This is a genomic window from Sphingopyxis indica (assembly GCF_032879645.1).
Taxonomy (GTDB): domain Bacteria; phylum Pseudomonadota; class Alphaproteobacteria; order Sphingomonadales; family Sphingomonadaceae; genus Sphingopyxis; species Sphingopyxis indica.
The window spans coordinates 320,955-342,931 of record NZ_CP076394.1 but is presented as its reverse complement, the minus strand read 5'-3'; the positions used below and the strand labels follow the sequence as shown (position 1 = coordinate 342,931).

The 21,977-nt window shown below is 68.2% G+C and carries 27 protein-coding genes; 6 read left to right on the top strand and 21 right to left on the bottom strand.

What is annotated here, in order from left to right; translation table 11 throughout:
• The first annotated feature begins 1 nt into the window (after position 1).
• Positions 2–337: a hypothetical protein gene (locus KNJ79_RS01635; protein ID WP_089216614.1), complete on the top strand. Its 336-nt coding sequence runs from the start codon at positions 2–4 to the stop codon at positions 335–337.
• Between the two features lie 96 nt (positions 338–433).
• Here KNJ79_RS01635 and gp17 read toward each other — a convergent pair whose 3' ends face one another.
• The 13 genes from gp17 to KNJ79_RS01570 all read right to left on the bottom strand — a co-directional run bounded on the left by gp17 (position 434) and on the right by KNJ79_RS01570 (position 9,716).
• Entirely contained in the window at positions 434–823 is a 390-nt protein-coding gene (gene gp17 / locus KNJ79_RS01630) for a tail completion protein gp17 (protein ID WP_317152533.1), read from the bottom strand.
• A complete protein-coding gene (locus KNJ79_RS01625; protein WP_317152532.1) occupies positions 820–1,368 on the bottom strand; it encodes a head-tail connector protein in 549 nt (182 codons plus the stop codon). The genes gp17 and KNJ79_RS01625 overlap by 4 nt, the downstream gene beginning before the upstream one ends.
• Positions 1,365–1,646, bottom strand: coding sequence for a phage fiber-tail adaptor protein (locus tag KNJ79_RS01620; RefSeq protein ID WP_089216611.1), 282 nt, complete (start codon positions 1,644–1,646; stop codon positions 1,365–1,367). Before KNJ79_RS01620 ends, KNJ79_RS01625 begins: the two co-directional genes overlap by 4 nt.
• A 14-nt stretch (positions 1,647–1,660) precedes the next feature.
• On the bottom strand, positions 1,661–1,816 hold the full coding sequence (locus tag KNJ79_RS01615) for a hypothetical protein (protein ID WP_170935563.1): 156 nt from the start codon (positions 1,814–1,816) through the stop codon (positions 1,661–1,663).
• Positions 1,813–3,327, bottom strand: a complete 1,515-nt coding sequence (locus KNJ79_RS01610) for a tail fiber domain-containing protein (protein WP_317152531.1) — start codon at positions 3,325–3,327, stop codon at positions 1,813–1,815. The genes KNJ79_RS01615 and KNJ79_RS01610 overlap by 4 nt, the downstream gene beginning before the upstream one ends.
• 298 nt (positions 3,328–3,625) lie before the next feature.
• Positions 3,626–4,765, bottom strand: coding sequence for a phage major capsid protein (locus KNJ79_RS01605; protein ID WP_317152530.1), 1,140 nt, complete (start codon positions 4,763–4,765; stop codon positions 3,626–3,628).
• A 137-nt stretch (positions 4,766–4,902) separates the two neighbouring features.
• Positions 4,903–5,418, bottom strand: coding sequence for an HK97 family phage prohead protease (locus tag KNJ79_RS01600; RefSeq protein ID WP_394357188.1), 516 nt, complete (start codon positions 5,416–5,418; stop codon positions 4,903–4,905).
• Positions 5,419–5,522: 104 nt separating this feature from the next.
• Positions 5,523–5,849, bottom strand: a complete 327-nt coding sequence (locus KNJ79_RS01595; RefSeq protein ID WP_317152528.1) for a DUF6127 family protein — start codon at positions 5,847–5,849, stop codon at positions 5,523–5,525.
• Between the two features lie 69 nt (positions 5,850–5,918).
• On the bottom strand, positions 5,919–7,064 hold the full coding sequence (locus KNJ79_RS01590) for a phage portal protein (RefSeq protein ID WP_317152527.1): 1,146 nt from the start codon (positions 7,062–7,064) through the stop codon (positions 5,919–5,921).
• A gap of 51 nt (positions 7,065–7,115) precedes the next feature.
• Complete coding sequence (locus KNJ79_RS01585) at positions 7,116–7,478, bottom strand: hypothetical protein (RefSeq protein WP_317152526.1); 363 nt, start codon at positions 7,476–7,478, stop codon at positions 7,116–7,118.
• A gap of 91 nt (positions 7,479–7,569) precedes the next feature.
• The gene (locus KNJ79_RS01580) at positions 7,570–7,863 is read right to left on the bottom strand and encodes a hypothetical protein (RefSeq protein WP_317152525.1); all 294 of its coding nucleotides are present in this window, start codon (positions 7,861–7,863) and stop codon (positions 7,570–7,572) included.
• 54 nt (positions 7,864–7,917) lie between these two features.
• Positions 7,918–9,165 (bottom strand): DNA-packaging protein, encoded by a 1,248-nt coding sequence (locus tag KNJ79_RS01575; RefSeq protein ID WP_317152524.1) that lies wholly within the window; start codon positions 9,163–9,165, stop codon positions 7,918–7,920.
• Positions 9,166–9,224: 59 nt separating this feature from the next.
• Positions 9,225–9,716 carry a hypothetical protein gene (locus KNJ79_RS01570; RefSeq protein ID WP_317152523.1) on the bottom strand — a complete coding sequence of 164 codons (492 nt, stop codon included), beginning with the start codon at positions 9,714–9,716 and terminating at the stop codon, positions 9,225–9,227.
• Positions 9,717–10,054: 338 nt separating this feature from the next.
• On the opposite strand from KNJ79_RS01570, the gene KNJ79_RS01565 reads away from it, so the two are divergent.
• The 3 genes from KNJ79_RS01565 (at position 10,055) to KNJ79_RS01555 (ending at position 13,384) form a co-directional block, all read left to right on the top strand.
• Positions 10,055–10,633 carry a phosphoribosyltransferase gene (locus KNJ79_RS01565; RefSeq protein ID WP_089216602.1) on the top strand — a complete coding sequence of 193 codons (579 nt, stop codon included), beginning with the start codon at positions 10,055–10,057 and terminating at the stop codon, positions 10,631–10,633.
• Positions 10,626–11,651, top strand: coding sequence for an adenosine deaminase (locus KNJ79_RS01560; RefSeq protein ID WP_317152522.1), 1,026 nt, complete (start codon positions 10,626–10,628; stop codon positions 11,649–11,651). Before KNJ79_RS01565 ends, KNJ79_RS01560 begins: the two co-directional genes overlap by 8 nt.
• A 260-nt stretch (positions 11,652–11,911) precedes the next feature.
• Complete coding sequence (locus KNJ79_RS01555; RefSeq protein ID WP_317152521.1) at positions 11,912–13,384, top strand: peroxidase family protein; 1,473 nt, start codon at positions 11,912–11,914, stop codon at positions 13,382–13,384.
• A 78-nt stretch (positions 13,385–13,462) separates the two neighbouring features.
• Here KNJ79_RS01555 and KNJ79_RS01550 read toward each other — a convergent pair whose 3' ends face one another.
• The 8 genes from KNJ79_RS01550 to ung form a co-directional block, all read right to left on the bottom strand.
• Positions 13,463–15,550, bottom strand: a complete 2,088-nt coding sequence (locus KNJ79_RS01550; protein ID WP_317152520.1) for a TonB-dependent receptor plug domain-containing protein — start codon at positions 15,548–15,550, stop codon at positions 13,463–13,465.
• Entirely contained in the window at positions 15,547–16,293 is a 747-nt protein-coding gene (locus tag KNJ79_RS01545; RefSeq protein ID WP_317152519.1) for a hypothetical protein, read from the bottom strand. Before KNJ79_RS01545 ends, KNJ79_RS01550 begins: the two co-directional genes overlap by 4 nt.
• Before the next feature lie 122 nt (positions 16,294–16,415).
• A complete protein-coding gene (locus KNJ79_RS01540) occupies positions 16,416–18,149 on the bottom strand; it encodes a M56 family metallopeptidase (RefSeq protein ID WP_317152518.1) in 1,734 nt (577 codons plus the stop codon).
• Positions 18,146–18,523, bottom strand: coding sequence for a BlaI/MecI/CopY family transcriptional regulator (locus KNJ79_RS01535; protein ID WP_089216596.1), 378 nt, complete (start codon positions 18,521–18,523; stop codon positions 18,146–18,148). Before KNJ79_RS01535 ends, KNJ79_RS01540 begins: the two co-directional genes overlap by 4 nt.
• A gap of 184 nt (positions 18,524–18,707) precedes the next feature.
• Complete coding sequence (locus KNJ79_RS01530; RefSeq protein WP_089216595.1) at positions 18,708–18,998, bottom strand: hypothetical protein; 291 nt, start codon at positions 18,996–18,998, stop codon at positions 18,708–18,710.
• 46 nt (positions 18,999–19,044) lie between these two features.
• A complete protein-coding gene (locus tag KNJ79_RS01525; protein ID WP_317152517.1) occupies positions 19,045–19,506 on the bottom strand; it encodes a YaiI/YqxD family protein in 462 nt (153 codons plus the stop codon).
• Positions 19,503–20,261 carry a sulfite exporter TauE/SafE family protein gene (locus KNJ79_RS01520; RefSeq protein WP_317152516.1) on the bottom strand — a complete coding sequence of 253 codons (759 nt, stop codon included), beginning with the start codon at positions 20,259–20,261 and terminating at the stop codon, positions 19,503–19,505. The genes KNJ79_RS01525 and KNJ79_RS01520 overlap by 4 nt, the downstream gene beginning before the upstream one ends.
• A complete protein-coding gene (gene ung / locus KNJ79_RS01515; RefSeq protein ID WP_317152515.1) occupies positions 20,258–20,971 on the bottom strand; it encodes a uracil-DNA glycosylase in 714 nt (237 codons plus the stop codon). The genes KNJ79_RS01520 and ung overlap by 4 nt, the downstream gene beginning before the upstream one ends.
• 230 nt (positions 20,972–21,201) lie before the next feature.
• On the opposite strand from ung, the gene KNJ79_RS01510 reads away from it, so the two are divergent.
• Positions 21,202–21,522, top strand: coding sequence for a phosphoribosyl-ATP diphosphatase (locus KNJ79_RS01510; protein WP_170935568.1), 321 nt, complete (start codon positions 21,202–21,204; stop codon positions 21,520–21,522).
• Positions 21,523–21,530: 8 nt separating this feature from the next.
• Entirely contained in the window at positions 21,531–21,908 is a 378-nt protein-coding gene (locus KNJ79_RS01505; RefSeq protein ID WP_317152514.1) for a histidine triad nucleotide-binding protein, read from the top strand.
• Positions 21,909–21,977 lie beyond the last annotated feature (69 nt).

Below are 21,977 nucleotides of genomic sequence, written 5' to 3'. Positions count from 1 at the left end.
GATGCTCATCACCAGCTTGCTTCTGGTCGCCATGGCGCAATCGCCATCCGCCGATGTCGCCACGGCGCGCGTCGCCTTCACCAAATGCCTGCACGCCGACATGAAGAAGTCGCTCGAGGCCAAAATGGCCCCGGCCGACTATGAAACCGCGATCAAGACCGTCTGTCAGACCGAACGCGACGCCTTTCGCAAGGCGGTGATCGCGCTCGACAAGGCGAGCGGCGATTCCGACGCCGACGCGGCCGAAGACGCCGACATGCAGGTCGAGGATTATCACGAGAACTTCCTCGAGAAGTTCACGGACTATACCGAGACCAACACTATGCCGGCGGGTTAGGTGCGATCAACTTTGAGCGAAACGCTTACAAAGGTTCGTGTGTCCCCGCGAAGGCGGGAGCACACACGCTTCAATGAAAGTTGATCAGGCTCTAACTCACGCCGCAAGGCAGCGGCAGCGCAGCAGAAACTCCTGCCGCCAGCCGCCCTCGCGGCGCAGCGCGAACCGGCTGCGCACAAGGCGCGCGGCGACGATCTGCCATCCGTCGGATGTGCCGCGCAGCGCCGGCACGATCGCCTCGATCCGCGCCGCCGCCGCGCCCGGTCCCGCGGGGTCGACCCCCGCCAGCGTCAATGTCAGGCGCACCTCGCGTCCCGCCCGGTCCTTGGTGCCCCAATCGCTTCCCTCGGCGCCGCCGACGGCGACATAGGGCATCGCCCCCCGCCGCGGGACGCCGTCGAACACGCCATGGACCAGCGCGGCAAGCGCGCCATCCTCCGCCAGCAAGCCGAGCGCCCGCGCGCGCAGCGCCTGCTCGGCGCTCATGCCGCGCCGCCCAGGCTCATCCGCCGCCACGGCTGCCACAGCGCCGCGACCGCCGCCGGCGGGCCGCCGCCGGCGCCGTCGCGCGCCTCGTGCAGATGCTGGACCAGCCGGACGATCCCCTGCCGGATCGCTTCGGGCACCTCGTTCGGCCCCGCCGCGATTCCGGCGCGATAGCCGACGCGCAGCCGCCCGCCGCCAACCGCGCCGCTCAGCGTCAGCCGCCCCGTGCCGTCGCGCCCGATCGCCAGCCGATAATCGCCATCGCCGAGCGCCGTTTCGCTCCCCTCCTCCGACAGCAACGCGGCCGTATCGACGCCAACGACCGGCCGCACGCCGAGCTGCACCGCACCCGGTCCGACGGAAAGCATCTCTTCGACCGCACCGGCGATCAGCCGGCACCCGATAAACGCCTCGCATATATTGGTCGCGGCGCGGATCAGCTGTGCGACGACCGCATCGTCGATCGACGCCCCCATGCGCAGCCAGCCGCGCGCCTCGTTCAAACTCACCGGAACGTCGCCCGGCGTCAGGATTGCGCCCATCATCGCTCCTCCACCCGCACGCTCATCGAACGCTCGTCGATCTGCCCGTCGCTCAGCGTCACCCGGTTGGTGACGCGATAGACGCGACCGGCGATGCCGCCGGTCAAGGTCACGGTGCTTTGCAACAGATCGTGCGCCGATGCGGCCACGCTCACGCCGCCCGCCTCGTCGGGCTCGGCGCTCCAGTCGCTCGCGGTCACCGCCTGCCCCGCGGGATAGGCGGCGCTCCAGTCGAATTCATAGTCGATCCGCGTCCCCGGATCCTTGACCAGCAGGGTCATCGCCGTTCCTTTCTTCAGGGTTTGTGCAGCATCAGCCGCCGCACGCGCTCGCGCGGCGGCCGCGCGACGGTCGGGGCGAGGCGCGGATCGGGGCCTCCCCAGCTGCTCGCCAGCTCGCGGCGCGAGGCATCGCCGATCGCCCGCGCCGACAGCGCCGCTCCGCCGATCATGCCGCTGCCTCCAGCGCCGTCAGCCGCGCTTCCTGCGCGGCGATCAGAAACAGCGCCAGCTGGTCGGGGCGGATGCCGAAGCGGTCACCCGCCGCGCGGACGATCGCCCCTTCGGCGTCGCATTCCTCGTCCCATCGGTCGTAGCATAAAAAGGCATAGCGGCTGTCGGGCGGCTCGCCGGGTGCGACCGGCGCGATCAGCCCTTCGTCGGCCATGATCGACCAGACCGCCTGCGCCCGCACGCCGAAGTGATACCGGGCCTTTTCGGCGCCCTTCGTTTCGATCTGTGTCAGCCACTGGAAAAATCCCAGTTCGGCAGCGATGCGCCGGCCGGCGCGCCGCTCGGCCTCGCTGGGCCCGCCATGCCACAGCTTTTCACGGACATCGCAGGTATTGATCGTGCCGGTGATGGCATAGACCTGCGCCGGCCGGTTGGCGGCGCCCCCGATGTTGAACGCATTGTCGGTGCCCGGATAAAAGGTGCCCGTCGCGGCCGAGACGCGCCACTCACCGGCGTCGGTGCGTAGAACGAGGTTCGACGAGGCCGCCGAAACGATATTGGTAAAGGTGGTGAACCACCGCGTCCCGCTCGTGCCCAGGTCCTGGCTTGCATTCGCGCCCGGCTGGACCGTGCCGGTCGATGTGATGCGCAGATGTTCGCCAGCGTCGCCGGCGCGGAACACGATGTTCCCCGCGCCTGCGCCGTTGGTCACGGCGATGGTGCCCGTGCCGGAAGCCCCCGAGGTTTCCAGCCGTAGCCGGATAAGCCCTGAAGAACCGATCTGGATCGCGCGATTGGCGCCGCCGCTGACCCCGCCGACGACCAGGTCGGCCGGCGCCGTCGTCGTGCCGAGCAACAGCCGACCGCTCGCGTCGATCCTCGCCTTCTCGGCGCCGCCGGCCGCGAACCCCAGCGCATCGGACGACGGCCGGAACAGGCCGGTATCGGGATCGCCCGAAAAACTGAGCGCGGGTGCCGCTGCGGTCCCTGCCTGCGCGCCGAGCGGACCGGCGAGCTCGTGCCGCCCCGCGTCGCTGAGGTAGGCCATCGCGGCCAGCGGCAGATTGACCCAGCCGCTCGCGCGCCGCACCGTCACCAGGTCGCCCGCCGCCCCCGTCGCCACCGCATCGTGGCTCGTCGACAGCGGCTGCTTGTCCGCGAGCGCGGCGTCCGTCGCCGCTGCGGCCGCATCGCTCGCCGCGAACCAGCCGGCGCCGACGGTCAGCGCGATCGTCTTCAGCCCCGGCGCGAAATCGACGATGGCGCCCCCGGCGCTCGACGCCGCAACGCTGTCGCGCTGCAACCGCCCTTCCGCGTCGATCCGGCCCTGCCCCGTTTCCCACTGATCGGGGCTCGCGATCCCCGCGATCGCATAATGAAAGGGCGTATCCACCGGCACTGCGTCGGCAAAGCGCCGGTGCCCCGGCACTGCGCCGCCCGGCATCAGCGCCCCGGTCCCGCCCGCCTCGCACAGCTCGCGCACCAGATCGGCAAAGAAAAGCGTCGGCATGGCCAGCCCATCCTTTCGGAAAATACAAAGATGTCGGAAAAAAGCGATCGACGGCCGTGAATTTGGCTCGGGTCCATCGACGGCCGAATCGGTTGCCAATTTCGGTCAGTCCGAGCCGAAAAGGGTGACGTCCCGCGACCCGCAGCGCAGCGTGCTTCTGCACCTGAGCAGCGGAAAGCGCGGGACGGCGCCATTTGCAGGCCGGAATGGGCGGAATTGGCAGCCGATTCGTTGACGCCCGGCCCTCCCCCGAAAGGGCAGGGAGCGCGGGCCGGGCGCCCTCGCGCGCCAGCGCTGCTTAGCTGGCGGCGAATTTCATCAGCTTGATCGCGTTCGAATCGACAATCGCGCCGCCCACCCTTTTGGTTGCATAGAAATGCACGAAGGGCTTGTTGCTGAACGGATCGCGCAGGATGCGCGTCTCGCCGCGGTCGGCGATCAGGTAACCGGCGCGGAAATTGCCGAAGGCGATTGCCAGGCTGTCGGCGGCGACCGCCGGCATGTCCTCGGCCTCGACCACCGGATAGCCGAGCAGCGTCGCCGCCTGCCCCTCGACCAGCCCCGGCTGCCACAGAAAGGCGCCGTCCGAGGTCTTGAACTTGCGGATGCGCGCCAGCGTATCGCTGTTCATCACCCAGCAGGCGCCCTGCCGATAGGGCGCGCGCAGCGAGTGGACCAGCTCGATCAGCCCGTCCTGCGGGCTCACCGCCGCAAAGCCGCCCGCCGCGCCGCTCGCGACATATTGCAGCGTTCCGAAGGCGCGGGCCGCATCATCCTCGTCGCTCGCGGCATAGGAGAGAAAGCCCTTGGGCCGGTTCGTCCCGTCACCGTTCACGAAGGCCGCCCCTTCGGCGACCGCGAATTCGCGCGCGATCTCGCCCGTCAGCCAGTCCTCGACGTTGAACATCGCATCGTCGAGCATCGCCTGGCTCGCAGCCGGATTGGCATAAAGCTCGCCCGACGGCGGCGCGATCTCGGCAAAGCTGCGCGTGCCCGTCTCGGGCCGCGCCGCGGTCTCGCCGACCCAGCCCGCCGCGGTCGCGCCGGTCGCGATCAGCTTGCGATAGCCGCTCGTCCCCGTCTGCACGACCGTCGCGATGCCGCGGATCGGCGACAGCGACTTGAGCGTGCCCGCGATCGCCCCGTCGATCTCGCGCGGCACCGCATAGCCGCCCTCGCCGCCCGACGCCCCCGACAGGCTCTTCATCTCGATCCCCGCGTCGATCCCGCGCCGCAGATAGCGCTCGACAAAGGCACCCGCCGCCGGATCGGCCGCCTTCGCCCCGTCGAGCGGCAGCCGCGACGCCGCGACCGCCTGGCGCTCGACCTGCGCCTTCAGCGCCGCGACCGACGCCTTCAGCTCGTCGACCGCCTCCGCCGCCAGCACCGCGTCGAACGCCCCCTCGAGCGCATCGGCCTTCACTTCGAAATCGTCCATTCGCTTCACTCCTTCCAACAACCCCGGAACCCGGAAAAATTCCGCGCAGAGGCGCAGAGACCGCAGAGCAATGAAAAGGGCGGCAAAGCCGCCCAGATCCACCCTCGCCACCTGTCTCCGCATCGCCGCACAAAGGCTCAAATCCTCGGCGCTCTCTGCGCCTCTGCGCGAATCCTCTCCCTGCCCACGGGCAGGCTCTCCACCGCAATCACCCGCGCCGCCGGCTGCATCGGCATCGCGACCAGGCTCACTTCGGCAAGGTCGAGCGCGAGCAGCTCGCGCGGATTGCTCCCCCGCGCGCCGCGCACCCGATATCCGAACGACAGTCCGGTCAGCGCCCCGCGCGCGACCAGCCCCGCCGCGGTCGGATGCGTGACCCGCGCGACGACGCGCAAGCCCCGCGCATCCTCGGCCAGCGTCTCGATCACCCCCACGACCGCCCCCGGCCGATGCTGCCACAGCAAAGGCACCGCGTGGCGCTCGCGCAAACTCGCCGCAAAGGCCCCGCTGCGCACCACATCGCCCCCACGATCGACCCGGTCGAACACCGAGACATAGCCCGCAAAGCGAACCGCAAGGGGTTCACGCGGAGACGCGGAGGCGCGGAGATTGAAAAAGGGCGGCAAAGCCGCCCCTTCGCTTTCCGCCATCACCGCCTTGAATGATTGCAGGTTGGGAGGCGAACCTGGGCGCATCGGGCCGTCTCTCCGCGTCTCCGCGTCTCCGCGTGAACCCTTTTCAAGCCGAGCCGCCGTTCTCACTTGAGCAGCCCCGGCAGCCCCAGCTTAACCGCCAGCCCGACGACGACCAGCGCGAGCGCGCCGCGCACCGCCCAGTCGACCACCGCCGCCCACGCGCTTTTCTTGGCATCGCGCCACGCGCCGAGCAGCTGGCGCAAGTCGCCGATGTCGTCGCGCGCCGCTTCGTCGGCGAGCCCCAGCCGCGCGAGCGCCCGCCGCGCCCCCAGCTCGCTCGCCTCCTCGACGACCGCACGCAACAGCGCCGCATCGGCCGCGCCGGCCGCTCCGGCCGCACTCGTCCCCGCCAGCGCGACCAGCCGCGCCAGCGCCTCTTCCTCGTCCATGTCGATTTCCTTTCGTCATCCCGGACTTGATCCGGGATCCACAGCGGCGCCGAAGTCGTGGAACCCGGATCAAGTCCGGGTTGACGAGGGTGGCTGAAAGTCCACCCCCAACAGCGCCTTCTTCTCCTCGGCCGTCAGCCAGTCGGCCCCCGACACCTCGCGCCACAGCGCCATCCGGTCCTCGGCGAGCGCCGGCACCCGGTCCATGTCGACGCGCAGCGCCGCATCCTCGAACCAGCCCGCCAGCCCCTGCGAAATCGCCCCCAAAATCTTCGCGCACAAAGGCAGCACCGTCAGCCGCCACAGCGCGCGATTGGCCTCGCGATAATTGGCATAGGTCGCATCCCCCGGCAGCCCGAGCAGCATCGGCGGCACCCCGAACGCCATGGCGATTTCGCGCGCCGCGCTATGCTTCAGCTCCAGAAAGTCCATCTCGGCGGGCGACAGCGACAGCGCCTGCCATTTGAGCCCGCCTTCGAGCAGCAACGGCCGTCCCGCATTCGCGCCGCCCGCAAAACTCTCGGCCAGCTCCTCGCGCAGCCGGTCGACCTGCTCGGCCGACAGCGGCATCCCCTTGTCGCCCGGATCGTGGACGAGCGCCCCCGATGGCCGCGCCGCATTCTCCAGCAGCGCCGCATTCCACGCCGCCGCGGCATTATGCGCGGCGATCGCGCCCGCCGCCGCGCCCAGGCACCCCGCGCCATAATGATCGTCCAGGGGATGCAGCGCCTTCACATGCACCACCGCCACGCGCCCCGCGCCATCCTCGGCCGGCAGCACCGCCACGCTACCGCCAGCTTTATACCGATAGGCGACCGGCCACCCGCGCGCGTCGGCCTCCACGGTCACCCGCTCGGGCCGCAGCGCAAACAGCTCGGCCGGCGCCCCCGCGCCGTCGGCCAAAATCTGCACATAGCCATTGCCGTGGAGCAGCAGCTGCGACGCCAGCGTCTCGACCAGCCCCTGCCCGCCCGAGGTCGCACAGACGAGCCGCAACAAAGCCGGATCGCTCGCCGCGAGCGGCGCCGACCCCGCCGCCTCGGCAATGAGCCGCACGGCACGCTGCACGATCGCATTGCCCAGATAACCGGCGCGCACCTGCGCCTCCCACGACAGCGGCGCGGGCACGCTCCCCATGATCCCATATGTCCCATACACACGCGACAAAGCAGGCCGCGCAGCCCCCTGCGCAGCCTTGCGGCCAAACCAGTTCATGATATTCTCCTGGATATCGAGGCGACCCGGCCCCCAAGCGGAATTTAGAACTTAGAACCGCTGCTTGAAAAGAACATGAGCGGCGAAAGCTCGCTTATCTTTCATCGATACGTTTCTCAAAGCGTCTATTAGAGCCGTCGCCCGCTCGACATCCGCGAGAACTTCAGATTTGCTTGAACGGAATTCCGGATCATAGTCTGCATTATGACGTTTCTCTTGGAACTGCGCGAATCCATCCGCAAAATCTTGAATTTCTTGTGGAAAATCAGCCAGAATAGCGTTGTTTCTACAAGCCCGCTTGGCGGCACTATGCTCGAGCGCACGGTAGGTTTGCCTCCAAGCAGGACGGCTTCGGTCCGCACCTGCTGTTCCAATCAGCCCGTCCGAGCAAATCTGCGCAAGTCCATGAAACATGGCATAATAAATACTGCTTTGCGCCCTCCTAAGCCGGGCGCTGCTCGGCCGCGTCTGACCTATTAAAAGGCCTTCCGCTACCTCAAGCAGATCACGCGGCTTCAGAACTCATTCCCTTATCGTCTGCCAATGAACGAAAAGAAATTAAGGGATATGTACCATCATTATCTAAAACTTTGTTCCGAACAAGCCGAGAAAAGGAGGTCATTGCGCCCGAATTAATATGCTCAGGGTGATCAACTACAACAGCAATTCGAAAGATGGATTCACCATCTGAGTCAATGTCGCGCTCCATATCAATTCGATACAGGCGAACATCTCTAATTTCTTCTTTTGCGAGGCGCTCTATAACGGCCTTAATTTTACTGTCCGCAGCCTTTGCCACTGTCCTATCCTTTGTTCTCGCTGACATTATGGCAAACTTGGATTCTTGTCTACCTCACACCACCCGCACCCCCGGCTCCCGCCCTTTCCGCACCCCCTCCAGCAACTCCGCCATCGCCCAGACGCACGCATCGCCGCGGTCGGGCGAGCGTCCTGGCCCGGCGTAGCCGCCGCCCGTCTGGAACCCGCAAAGCTGGTCCTCCAACGCTGCGAACACCCCCGCATGCACCACCTGCCCGCGCTCATAGGCCAGCGCCACCGGCTCCGCGCGGCGTGCCTTGCCGACGCTCGCATGGACCGCGCGCACCGGCAGCGTCACATCGGCCTGCGCCAGCGTGCCCGCGACCATTTCGCCGCCCATATTGCTTTCGGCGACCACCCGGTCGGCGCCCCAGCGCGCCGCGGCGGCCGCGACCGCCTGCGCCCAGACGAGCGGCGGTGCCTTTTCGACGCTCGCATCCTCGACCACCGCGATCCGGCGATCGCGCAGCAGCGCCGCGACGACGATCCCGCACGCATCGCCGGTCGCCGTCGCGGGCGGGTCGACCCCGATCACGACGCGCACCGGCTTGCCGACCGCATCGGCACCGGCCCGGCACCGCTCGATCAGCGCGCGCGTCCACAGCGCGCCCTCGACATCCTCGAGCATCGCGCCGTCGAGTTCCTGCCGCCCCAGCCGCGTCCCGCCGTAAATCCGCTGCATCGCCGCGAGCCACGGCCCCGACAGGTTGAACCGGTTCGCGCCCGTCGCCCCGCCGGTCGGAACGACGCCCGCTTCCTTCATCAGCCGCCGCACCAGCGGCACCGCGCGCGGTGTAGTCGTCGCGACGACGCGCGGCGCGTGGCCGATCCGCATCGTCAGCATCAGATTGTCCCACGCCGCCTCGCCGTGCGGCCATTTGGCGATTTCGTCGCACCATGCCGCGCCATGTTCGGGGCCGCGCAGGCTCTCGGGCTCGGCCACCGAAAACAGCGTCGCCACCGCGCCGTTCGCCCAGGTCAGCCGCCTCAGGCTGCTTTCATAGGCCGGGCGCGCCCAGCTCGGCGCGATCGCCAGCAGCCCGCTTTCGCCCTCGACCATCACCTGCCGCGCCTCGTGCAGCGACGCGGCGACCAGCGCGATCCGCGCCCCCGGCGTCGTCTCGGCGAGTTCGCGCACCCATTCGGCCCCTGTGCGCGTCTTGCCGAAGCCGCGCCCCGCGAGGAGCAGCCACACGCGCCAATCGCCAGCGGGCGGCCGCTGATCGCCGCGCCGCCAGAAATCCCAGTCGGTCCGCCATTTCTCGGCCTGTTCGTCGCTCAACCGCCGCAACCATGCGTCGAGATCCCGGGGCGGTCCCTCCGCCCAATCGATCGCGCGCTTCAAAATCCGTCGTCCCCATCATCGTCGGCGCCCGACGCGCGCTCCTCCTGCACCCGCGCCTGCATCGCGCGCAGCTTCGCCGCGAGCCGCGCCTTGGCGTTCCCGGCCCCGCCCGTCGCTGCCGCCGCCGGCGTCGGCATATTGCCGCGCACCGCGGCGCGATGCGCGGCAAGCAACGACAGGCCGAGCCGATATTTCTGCGCGCGCGACTTCAGCGTCGCCTCCTTCACATTGCCGTTCGGCGCGACCAGCGCTTCGGACAGCAGCTCGGCCTCCAGCCGCGCATAGCCCTCGCACAACGCCGCGAGCCAGCGCTTGGCGAAGGCAGCGTTGCGCCGCCGCTCGCGGTACATAGCGTTGGCCGAAACGCCCGCCGCGCGTGCCGAGGCCGCGACGTTCGAGCTCGCAGCGAGTTCGTCGAGAAAGACATCCATCTGCGCCCGGCCGGGACGCCCCGCCCGCTCGGCGCGATTCGGCTTCGTGCGCCGCATCCCGCATCCTCCAAAAGCAATCGGGCCGCACGCCCCACGTCGCCGGCCCGACTCGCAATTCTTCATGATGCCTTGCTTGTGCCATATCAGCGTTATGATGTCAATAGAAAATAACCTATATGGTTATCAAAGATCCAATCGAACGACAACTGGCCTCCCCTCCCGCTTGCGGGAGGGGCAGCGAGGCTTGCGAGCTTGCTCGCTAGCCGCAGCGGGGTGGGCTATTGCAGCGCCGCTGCCCACCCCCACCCCCTCCCGCAAGCGGGAGGGGAGAAGGAATGACCGCGTCCGCCCCCACCCGCCTTGCCCGCCCCCGCCCCCGCGGTTAGACCTCGCCCATGAGCGACGAGAAAATCTTCATCAGCGCGAACGAACTGCTCGCCGATTCGATGCGGCTCGGGCGGCAGGTGCTCGACAGCGGCTTCGCGCCGACGCATCTCGTCGGCATCTGGCGCGGCGGCGCGCCGGTCGGCATCGCTGTGCAGGAGCTGCTCGACTATCATGGCGTGCCCTGCGACCATATCGCGATCCGCACCTCCTCCTACCACGGCATCGACCGGCAGGACCCGCAGGTGAAGGTGTTCGCATTGGGCTACCTCATCGACACGCTGAACCCCGACGACCGCCTGCTGCTGATCGACGACGTCTTCGATTCGGGGCGCAGCATCCGCGCCTTCCTCGCCGAGCTGAAGGCGCGCTGCCGCTACAACATGCCGCGCGACATCCGCATCGCGACCGTCTGGTACAAGCCGCGCCGCAACGTCACCGACCTCGTGCCCGACTATTTCGTCCACGAAACCGACCGCTGGCTGATCTTCCCGCACGAGATCGACGGACTCACCGCCGACGAAATCCGCCGCCACAAGCCCGAGGCGGCGATCATCCTCGGCGAAGAGGCGGCGCGCACCGATGGCTGACGGCTTCGCCTCGCCCGCCGAGCGCGCCGCCTTCATCGCCGCGCTCCCCAAGGCCGAGCTGCACCTTCATATCGAAGGCTCGCTCGAGCCCGAGCTGATGTTCGCGCTTGCGCGCCGCAACGGCGTCGCCATCCCCTTCGCCTCGGTCGAGGAGGTGCGCGCCGCCTATGCCTTTTCGAACCTCCAGGATTTCCTCGACATCTATTATCAGGGAATGGGCGTCCTCCAGACCGAGCAGGATTTCCACGACCTCACCGCCGCCTATCTCGACCGCGCCCGCGCCGACAATGTCCGCCACGCCGAAATCTTCTTCGACCCGCAGGGTCACACGGCGCGCGGCGTCGCCTTCGGCACCGTCATCGCGGGCATCACCCGCGCGCTCGACGACGCGCGCGAACGCCACGGCATCACGTCGAAGCTCATCCTCTGCTTCCTCCGCCATCTGAGCGAAGAAGAGGCCGAAGCGACGCTCGACGAAGCGCTGCCATGGCTCCACCGCATCGCCGGCGTCGGGCTCGATTCGTCCGAAGTCGGTCATCCGCCGTCGAAATTCGCGCGCGTCTTCGCGCGCGCCCGCAGCCTCGGGCTCAAACTCGTCGCGCACGCAGGCGAGGAAGGCCCGCCCGAATACGTCCGCGAAGCGCTCGACGTGCTGAAGGTCGACCGCATCGACCATGGCAACCGCAGCCTCGAAGACCCCGCGCTCGTCGCGCGCCTCGCGTCCGAAGGCATGTGCCTCACCGTCTGCCCGCTCTCGAACGTCAGGCTCTGCGTCGTCGGCGCCATCGCCGACCATCCCCTGAGGGCGATGCTCGACGCCGGCCTCCACGCCACCGTCAACTCGGACGATCCCAGCTATTTCGGCGGTTACGTAAACGCCAATTACCAGGCGGTCGCCGACGCGCTCGACCTGTCGCGCGCCGAGTTGGTCAAGCTCGCGTGCAACGGCTTCACCGGTTCCTTCCTCGACGCCGAAGAACAGGCGCCGCACCTCGCCGCAATCGACGCTCTCGCCTGAGGGGCGCCGCGCCTTCGCTAAGGCGAATTTAACCTGTCGAGCCGTGCAGGGACTGAGGCAAACCGCAGCGTGATGACGCATTGATGCTATCCGGGCCGCCGGACGCGGCGTAATTTTCCGCCCCAGGGTTTGCCAAAAAATCGGCATCGTCTTTCCGCCCGGCCCGCGAACGGTCGCCGGCGGCCGACCGGTGCTGCGCCTGTGTCCGTTTCAACCCGACAAGCCGCCCGCGGATCAGCGTCCGCGGCGAAGGAGAAGCCATGCCTACGCATCATGGAATGAAGCACTTCACCGGGCTGCACCATCTGTGCGAGCACAGCGTCAACCGCGCCGACCGCTTCGGCCGCATGTTCCCCCACGCGCCGCCGCTCTATGTCGATCCGCGCGACCTTGCGGCGATCGCCGACAAGAACGGCCCGATGAAATCGACCGGCCCGGCGAAGAAGACGAGCGGCATTCCCGTCGGTCACATCTTCTTCGGCCAGTTCATCGACCACGACATCACGCTCGACCTGACGAGCAGCTTCGCCCGGCTCGATCCGGCCGAGGCGACGATCAATTTCCGCACCCCGACGCTCGACCTCGACAGCATCTACGGCGACGGCCCCGACGGTTCGCCCTATCTCTACCACAATGTCGCGGGCGGCGGCGCGGGCAGCGAATATAATGGGGTCAAGATTCTCACCGGCGCCGACATGCCCGGCGCCGCGGCGCTCGCCGCGCAGGATCTCGCACGCTCGGCGCACGGCCGCGCGATCATCGGCGATCCGCGCAACGACGAGAACCGCGTCATCTCGCAGATGCAGCTCGGATTCATCCGCTTCCACAACCGCGTCGCCGAAACGCTCCATGCCAAGGGGCTCGCGGGGCACGATCTGTTCGAGCAATGCCGCCGCACGGTGACGTGGCATTATCACTGGGTCGTGGTGAATGATTTTCTGCGCGCGATGGTCGGCGCGCCGCTGCTTGCCGACATTTTTGCGGGCGGCCGCAAAATCTATCGCCCCGACGATTGTCCTTTCGGAGAGGAGGCCGGGCCCGACCCCTTCATCCCCGTCGAATTCGCGGTCGCGGGCTTCCGCTTCGGCCATTCGATGATCCCGCAGCGGATTCAGGTCCAGGCCGGCAAGCCCGCGCTCGACGTCTTCGGCGCGACGCTCGGCTTCGGCTTCAGCCCACTCGGCGACGCCAAGGCGGTGGTCGAATGGCCGCAGCTGCTCGATCTCGGCAACGCCAGCACCGACCGGGCCGACAAGCTCGATACCAAGCTCGCCGCCGACCTGCTCGACCTGCCCTTCGTCGGCGCCGGCGATGTCAAGTCGCTCGCGCTGCGCAACCTCTTGCGTGGACAGGCCTTCCGCCTGCCGTCGGGCGAATATGTCGCGCGCGCATGCGACCGGCCGGCGAACGAGATCGCCAAGGTGACGAACAAGGCGCAGGCGCTTGCCGCCGCGGCGAGCCCGCCGGCGACGCTGGCGGGCGCGACGCCGCTCTGGCTCTATATCCTGACCGAAGCCGCCGAGATCGGACGCGAGACGAGCCCGGGCACTTTCGACAAGGGCGAGGGGCTCGGCCCCGTCGGCGGGCGCATCGTCGCCGAAACGATCATCGGGCTGCTCGAACTCGACGACCGCGCGTGGCTCGGCAGCAACCGCGCCTGGTCGCCCGCGCTCGCCGACGACAAGCTCGGTCCGAACGGCGTCTTCACCCTGCTCGACCTGCTGACCTTCTAAGGGGGCGGTCAACGCCGCCCCGCCGGGCCTTTCGGCCCCGGCGGGGCGTGCGCGCCCGTCGCCCTTGGGGTCAGGACCCTAGAATTTCCCTCGCACCGAAAAGGCGAAGATCGGCCCGATCAGCCGGTCGCGGCTTTCGTGGAACAGCACCGCACTCGCGCCGCGCAGCCCTTCGTAAACGGTCCGCTCGCGCCGCGACCGCGCATTGATCGCATTGGCGAAGGTCGCGCGCACCGTCAGCCCCATCACATCCTTGTTCTCGACGAAAATCGAAGCAAAAACAGGCCCTTCCCACGTCCGGTTGGCTTCGTTGCGGCGATAGTTCGGCTGATAATGGCCGTAATCGGCCGCGACGCCCCACGCCCAGTCGCTCGCGGGAATGTCGTGCCGCAGCGAGAAATTGGCCGACCGGTCCTCGAACCCGCTCCACGACCTTTTCTCGCCCGTGAAGGGGTCGATCAGGCTCGAGGTCTCCAGATCGACGCTCGCGTCGATCTTCATTCCCTTCAGCCCGGCGGGGTCGAGGTTGATCGTCGCCGACACCACGACCGCCGCCGCCGACGCCTTGGGGATATTGCCGACCGACTCGCCGCCCGCCACCGGCACGATATCGACGAAATCCTCGGCATCGACATAGACGAGCTGGACCTTGGTCGACCCCCATATACCGAGCGACATGTTCGCCTCGAACTCATAGCGCCAGTCCTGCTGCGGCCTCAGCTCGTTGTTGCCGCTGTTGTTGTTGCCGTCGCCCAGAAAGGCACGCGCGAGAAAGTCGTAGAAATCGAGCTGCTGCACCTCGCGCTTGATCTTCAGCGACAGGTCGATCCCCGTCTCGGGCGTCCACGCGAGCGTCAGCGATCCCTTGGGCCGGAAGAAGCTGCGTTCGAGCCCGTTCATGCCGGTCTGGGTCAGCGTCGAATATTCGGCGCCGCCGACCAGCTGGACCGACAGGTTCGGCGCGAGCGTGCGCCCGAAGCTCAGCAAAGATTCATAGCGATCCTCGCTCACCCCGCCGGTGCCTTCGGGGAAAGGCAGCTCGACGAAATCGCCCGCGGGGTCCAGCGTATAGAGCCGCGCGACATTGCCCAGCCTGTTGAACGCCGCCTCGGCGGACCATTGCCAGTCGCCGCCCAGCATCTTCCACTGATATTCGCCGCGCCCGATCGTCTCGCCGACGTCGCCGACCTGCGTAAAGCGGTCGCCGGTCGCGGGCGAGCCGTCGACGGGCGCGAGCACCACTTCCTGCGAATAGGGCTCGTGGCTGAAGCTGCGCAAGGCGATCAGCTTCAGCTTGCCGGGGCCGAGCGCGAACTGGAAATCGCCGCTCAGCTCGTAATTCCATGTATCCTCGGTCGTGCGGATCGTGCGGACGCGGTCGGGACCCGTGGGCGACGTCCAATAGCCATCCTCGTCATAATGATACCATTCACGCTGATAATGCGCCCCCAGATGGCCGATCGCCGCGCCCGCCGGGTCCCAGGTCAGCCGCCCCGACAGCTTGGGGGTGTCGTAATGCGTGTTCCAGATATCCTTGCGCCGCTCGATGACGGTCCCCGCGCCATCGGTGATCACCGTGCCCCCGCCCGCGCCGCTGCGCGAGCTGTTGTCGTTGCTCAGCCCCACCTCATATTCGATCTCGCCCTTGCGCCCCGAAACCGAAATGTCGCCGCGGGTGAAAAGCGGATCGGTGTAGTGCGGGCGGAACTCGGGCTTCCACGAAAACTGGCCGGAGAAATTGTCGGCGCGAAAGACCACATTCGCCACCTGCCCCGACAATCCCGGCAGATCGAGCGTCGCGCCGTCGACGATCTCGATCCGCTCGACCGCCGTCGCGGGGATGCGCGTCAGCAGCGTGTCGATGCTGTCGGCCTTGGTCGAGGGGCGCGCGCCATTGAACAGCACATTGCCCGTCGCCTGCCCCAGCCCGCGCACCTCGTCGCTGTCGCGGATCGAAAAGCCCGGCACCTGCACCAGCATGTCGCGCGCGTTCTTGGGCGCATAGCGCGCGAAATCGGCGGGAACATAGACCTGCCCCCTCGCGCCGGTCGTCGTCGCGGCCTCGCCGTCCGAGGGCGGCGGCGCGTCGCCCGTCGATTCCTGGGCAAGGAGGGGAGCGGCCGAAAGCGAAAGGGCAATCGCGATCAGGCTGGCGGCTCGCTTCACCGGCCGCCCTCCGACGCTTCGTTCATCCGCCGCGCATAGTCGCCGGTGACGCCGAGCGCCTTCATCGCGACAATGTCCTCGGCCGACAGATCGTCATAGCCCGCATCCGCAAGCTCGCGGACATAGGCGGGGTCGATCCCGAGCGCGCGGCACGCGACCGCGTCGTCGATCGACGCGAGCGTCATCGGCGCCGCGCGCAACTCGCGGACATAGGCTGGCGTCACCTTGAGCGCCGCCGCGGCAATCAGATCGTCGCCCTCCTCGGGCCGCACCCCTGCCGCAGTCAGCCCGTCGGCAAGCTCGATCGTCGCATCGACGAGCAGCATCGCGAGCAGGTCGCGGCGCTGCTCGGGCGCCAGTCCGCGCGCCGCAAGCGCCTTCTCGAAACCGGGATCGGAGGTGAAGCGGCAATCGCCGTCGCCCTGGTAGCGCCGCGACAGGCGGCCGTTGCAATCGAGCGTCCCCGCTTCGTGCATGACCGCAAAGGAAACCGAGCCGGCGCCGCCGCCGAGCAGCTGCTTCGCGGCGTCGGTTTCGGGCCGCGACCCGTCGAGCGCCAATGTGCTGCTCGAATTGTCGCGGCGCACCCGCAACCGCGGCTCGTCGCCCGCGCCGCGATCGGGCGGCAATATGTCCCAGCGAATGTCGGTGAGCGTCAGCGGCGCGCCGGCCGGCTGCATCGGCGCGGCGGTGGCGAGGGCGGACAACATTGCCAGGCCAGTGGTTACGATCAGGGCTTTCATGGCATATCTCCTCGGGGCCGCGGAGCACGGGCGAGCGCCATCGCTCGCCGCCTCGCGCGGCGTTTCGGTTCATTCGTCAGGCTTGGGTGGCGGCGCGTCCGGTCAGGCCGGGCGCACCGGCGTCAATCGTTCGTCGCTTCGGGCGGCGCGGGTGGCAGCGGCGGGCCGGGCGGCGCGGCCGTCGCGGGGCTCGCGGGCGGCTTCACCGAATAGCGGGTCATCCTGCCGTCGGGTCCGCGCATCTCGATCACCGTATCCTCGCCGACGCCCAGCGAGGCGGCGCCGGTCGCCACGCCCACCGCATCCGACACCGTCCGCGCGATATCGAGCCCGCCGCCGACCGCGCGATGCGCGATCGCATCGTCGGGGTCGTCGAGGCGGATTCCCGCCTTGCGCATCTCGCGGACATAATCGCCGGTCACCCCGACCGCGCGCAGCCCGCTCAGATCGTCGATCGTCACATCGGGGAAATAGCGCTTCATCTCGCGCGCATAGCCGGTGTCGATCCCCATCGCCGAAGCGCCGATCAGATCGTCCATGCTGGCATCGGGAAACACCGCGCGCATCCGGTTGAGATAGGCGGGGCTCGCCCCGACCGCCTTCGCAGCGATCGCGTCGTCGGCGTTGATCTCGTGCCCGCCCTTGCGCATCTCGCGCACGTCGTCGGGCGTCACCCCCATCGCCTTCATCCCGACCAGCGTATCGACCGGCAGCTTGCCCTTGCCTGCAGCGGCAGCCGATGCAGGCCCGGCGGCGGCGTCGCGGGCCGCCGCCGGCGCGAGCGCGGCCACCGGGGACGGGCCATGCTCGCGAATTTCGTCCAAAGGCCGCGAGGCGGTCGCCGAAAAGGCGGCGAGCGGCAAGGTGACGCCCGCGAGGAAGGCAAGCATCAGCGCGATCCAGCCCGGTCCCGCCGGCCCGCGCTTCGCCCGCGCGTCGAGCACGCGGGTGATCCGCCGCTTCAGACTGTCCTTGCCCGGCGCGACCCCATGCGCGGCGATCAGCGCCCCCTTGTTGTCGTGGCGCGCCGCGCCGACCAGCAGGCTCGCATAATCGGGGCCGTCGATGTCGGCGAGCAGCACCGCATCGTCGGCGGCTTCCTCGCGCAGCTGGTGGCTTTCGCGCGCCAGCAACCACACCAGCGGATTGAACCAGAAGAGCGCGCAGGCGAGCCGCGCGCCGAGCAGCTTCGCCCAGTCGAGCCGCGCGACATGCGCCAGCTCGTGCGCGATGATCGCCTCGGCCTCGCCGACCGCCTGCACCGCGTGCGGGCTCAGCACGATCGTCGGGCGGATCACGCCCCAGCTGATCGGCGAGCGCAGTTCGTCGCTGACGAGCAGCGCGGTGCCATGCTTGAACCCCATGCGCCGCTGCGCCTCGGCGAGCGCCGACAGCCACGACGGCTGCACCAGCACCTCGGCGCGCCCGCGCATCGCGAACAGCCGGACGACCGCGATCAGCATCGTCAGAAACAACAGCGCGAGCGGCAGCGCATAGACCCATGGCGCGAGTTCGGACGCCGACGGCAGCGACGCCCACAAGGACGGCCGCGCCACCTCGCCGGCCGCCGGCGCCGACGCCGCAGCCGCATCGACCGTCGCCGCGACACTCGTATCCGCGGCCGCCACAACCGCAGGCGCCGTGTCGGCGACCCACGCCGCGGGCAGCGGCGTCCATTGGGGCAGCAGCAGCGTCGCCGCGGGAAGCGCGAGCAAGGCCGCGAGCCCGACATGCGCGATCATCGACCGCTCGGCCGCCGAGCGCGAGCGCGCAAGCCGCAGCAGCGCCAGGGCGAGGCCCGCGACCAGCACCGACTTCCAGGCGAGGCCAAGCAGCAAGGATGTCGTGATCGTCATTTCGTCCTCCCTTCGCGCGCTTCGGCGATCAGTCGCTCGATCTCGTCGAGTTCCTTGTCGCTCATCTTGTCCTGCATCCCGAGCAGCGCCGCCGCGGCGCTCGTCGCCGATCCGTTGAAAAAGACGCGCACGACCTGGCCCAATGCCGATTTGCTCGCCGTCTTCTCCTCGACGCTCGGCGCATAGAGAAAGCCGCGCTCGGACGCCTCGCGCGCCACGAAGCCCTTGCCCTCGAGCCGCTTGAGCATCGCGCGGATCGCCGATCCCGACAGCTCGTCGCTCAGCGACGCCGCGATCTCGGCGACGGTCGACGCGCCTCTCTCATACAAGATATCGACGATTTCGCGTTCGCGCGGCGGCAGACTGGACAGCATCGAATCACTCCATGCGCTACATTTGTAGCCTAGCTACATTTGTAGCGCTCGGATGGCAAGCAGTTTTATTCGGCTAATACGCTGTCGGCTGCGACACGCAGCAAAAGACCCTCCCGCCGAGGGTCGCAAACGGCGGGAGGGTCCGCCGGACCGCGGGAAACGGCCCGGAAAGAAATGGTGAAAATCAGGCCGCTTCGCGCACCTTCTGCACCGCGGGGAGCAGCAGGCCGATCAGGATGGCGATCGGGTTGGTCGTGATCGACATCGAGCCCGCCTGCGTCGGCGTCGTCGACTGCGCCATGGCGGGGGTCGCCGACAGCGCGATCGTCAGGGCCATGGCGGGGGCAAGGATCAGCTTCTTGGTCATCGTTTCTTCCTCTCGAAAATCATTGGGGTCATTCAAAAGCCGGATCGGGTCGGTCCCGATGCCCGCCTTTTGCCGCAGCGCGCGCGGCATTGCGGTGATCGCGATCACTGGCGCGCAGAAAATCCACAAAATAATGAAAAGAAAGGAAAAAAATTTACACCTGGCGCTTCAGCCGCACCAGCGCGGCATCGAGCGCTTGCAGGAAGCGCGAGCGATCGGCCTTCAAAAAAGGCGGCGGGCCTCCGATTCCATCGCTCATCCCCGAACGCAAATCAGCCATGATCGCGCGCGTCGCGATCGCGGGACCGATCGAGGCGGCGGTGAAGGGCTTGCCCGTCGGCGCGAGCACCGTCGCCCCCGCTTTCAGCGCGCGGTCGGCGAGCAATATGTCGGCGGTGACGACGATGCTGCGCGGCGTCGCCGCATCGGCGATCCAGTCGTCGGCGGCATCGAAACCGTCCGAGACCAGCACGCGCTCGACCTGCGGATGGTCGGGGACGCGCAGCCGGCTGTTGCTGACGATCTTCACCGGCACCTCGTGGCGCCACGCGACGCGATAGATTTCGTCCTTCACCGGGCAGGCGTCGGCATCGACGAGGATCACCGGCACCGTCATCCGCCAAGCCCGTCCCACAAGAGCTTCGCGCCAAGCAGCACCATCAGCGCATAGACGAGGACATAGAAGCGCTCGGGATTCATCGCCTTCATCCAGCGCACCGTCAGCAAGGTCGACACGATCGCGAGCGGCATCAACAGCAGCGCCGCGACCACGACCTCGCGCGGAAAGGCACCGAGCGCCAGATAGGCGGGCACCTTCATCCAGTTGACGATGGCGAACAGGATCGCGCTCGTCCCGATGAAGGCGAGATGCGGCAGCTTGCGCGGCGTCACCCACATCTGGAACGGCGGCCCGCCGGCGTGCGCGATCTGGCTGGTCAGCCCCATGATCGCGCCGAAGATCGTCCCGACCCAGCCCGGCGAGCGCGACGCCGCGACGATCCGCCCGCCGCGCTCGACCCACAGGCGATAGAGGCCGAAAGCGAGCGTGATCGCGCCCAATGCCGCCATCAGCTGCGCTTCGTTTACCCGCTCGGCATAGACCCAGCCCGCCGCGACGCCGGCCGCGGCGCCGGGCAGCATCCAGCCGACGATCCAGCCGTCCCACGTCTTGCGGAACGCCCAGACGCTGATCACGTCCTGCACGATCAATATCGGCAGCAGCAGCGCCGCCGCGGTCGCGGGCGGCAGCACGAGCGCCGCGAGCGGCGTCGCGAGCGCGCCGACCCCAGCGAGCCCGCCCTTCGCCATGCCGAGCAGAATCACCGCCGCGATGAGCACCGCGAGCGTCACCGGGTCGGCGAGGATGTTCATGTAGCGGCGGTCTCGGGAGTCTCGGGGAGCCGCCAGTCGATCGCACCGCGTCCGTTCGCGGTCAGGAAATCATTGGCCTGGCTGAACGGCCGCGAGCCGAAAAATCCATTATGCGCCGACAGCGGCGAGGGGTGCGGCGCGCGCAGGATCAGGTGCGGGGTTCCGGGTCCGAGCGCGGGGACATTCGCCGCCTTGCGCTGGGCATGGCTGCCCCACAGGATGAAGACCTTGGGCGCCGGATCGGCGGCGACCGCCGCGACCGCGGCGTCGGTGAAGCGCTCCCAGCCCCTTTTCTGGTGCGACGCGGCCATCCCCGCCTCGACGGTCAGGCAATTGTTGAGGAGCAGCACGCCCTGGTCGGCCCAGCTCTTCAGATAGCCGTGGCGCGCCGGCGGAATGCCCAGGTCGGTCTGCATTTCCTTGTAGATGTTGACGAGGCTCGGAGGGGTGCGCACGCCTGGCTGGACCGAAAAGCACAGCCCGTGCGCCTGCCCGGGGCCATGATAGGGGTCCTGCCCCAGAATCACGACGCGCACCTCCTGCGGCGGCGTCGCGTCGAGCGCCGCGAACCAGTCGCGCGGGCGCGGATAGATGCGCTTGCCCTTCGCGCGCTCGGCCGCGAGGAACGCCTTCAGATCGGCCATATAGGGCTGTTCGAACTCGCCGCCGATCGCGGCGAGCCAGTCGGGATGGAGCTTGACCTCGGCCATGCGGCTTTCGACCAGAGCCGCGCGGCCTTGTCCAGTGGCTTGTCGGCGGCTAGGTCATCCCCGAAGAGGCGGACTTCAGGCTCCGTTCGTCCTGAGGAGCCATTAAGCTTGTCGAAATGGCGTCTCGAAGGACCGCAGCGCGGCGCCGGGTCCTTCGAGACGGGTCTTCGCCACGCTCAGCCCCTCCTCAGGACGAACGGGAATCCGGTTGAGGAGCGGCAATAATGACTATAGGCCCGACGTTGATGCAGCTCGAAACGGTGGTGAAAGACCGCCTCGCCGCCGCCGACGCGGGCGCCTCCTATGTCGCGAGCCTTGCTGCGAAAGGGCGCGGCAAGATCGCGCAGAAGCTCGGCGAGGAAGCGGTCGAGACCGTGATCGCCGCGCTGACCGAGGATGATGCGGCGCTCACCGGCGAGGCCGCCGACCTGATCTTCCACCTGACCGTGCTGCTGTCGGAGCGCGGGATCGGCTGGGACGCCGTCGCCGCCGAGCTCGCGCGCCGCCACGGCACTTCGGGCCACGCCGAAAAAGCCGCCCGCAACGACTAGGAGAGCCCATGCCGATCGACGCCACCCTTCCCTATGACGACAGCAACATCTTCGCGCGCATCCTGCGCGGCGAGCTGCCGTGCAGGAAAGTCTATGAGGACGAGCATGTCCTCGCCTTCCACGACATCAACCCGCAGGCGCCGGTCCATATCCTCGTCATTCCCAAGGGCGCCTATGTCAGCTGGGACGATTTTTCGGAGCGCGGCAGCGACGAAGAAATTGCCGCGCTGATCCGCGCGGTCGGCAAGATCGCGCGCGATCAGGGGCTCGTCGCGCCGGGTTATCGCGTGCTTGCCAACGCAGGGCTCGACAGCCACCAGGAAATCGCGCATCTTCACATACATATCTTCGCGGGCCGGCCGCTCGGGCCGATGCTTGCGCGTTGACAAGCGAACGACGAACCGTGCATAAATAGCGGCGAAATACAGACTCTCGGGTCGCGCGAAGCCAGGGAG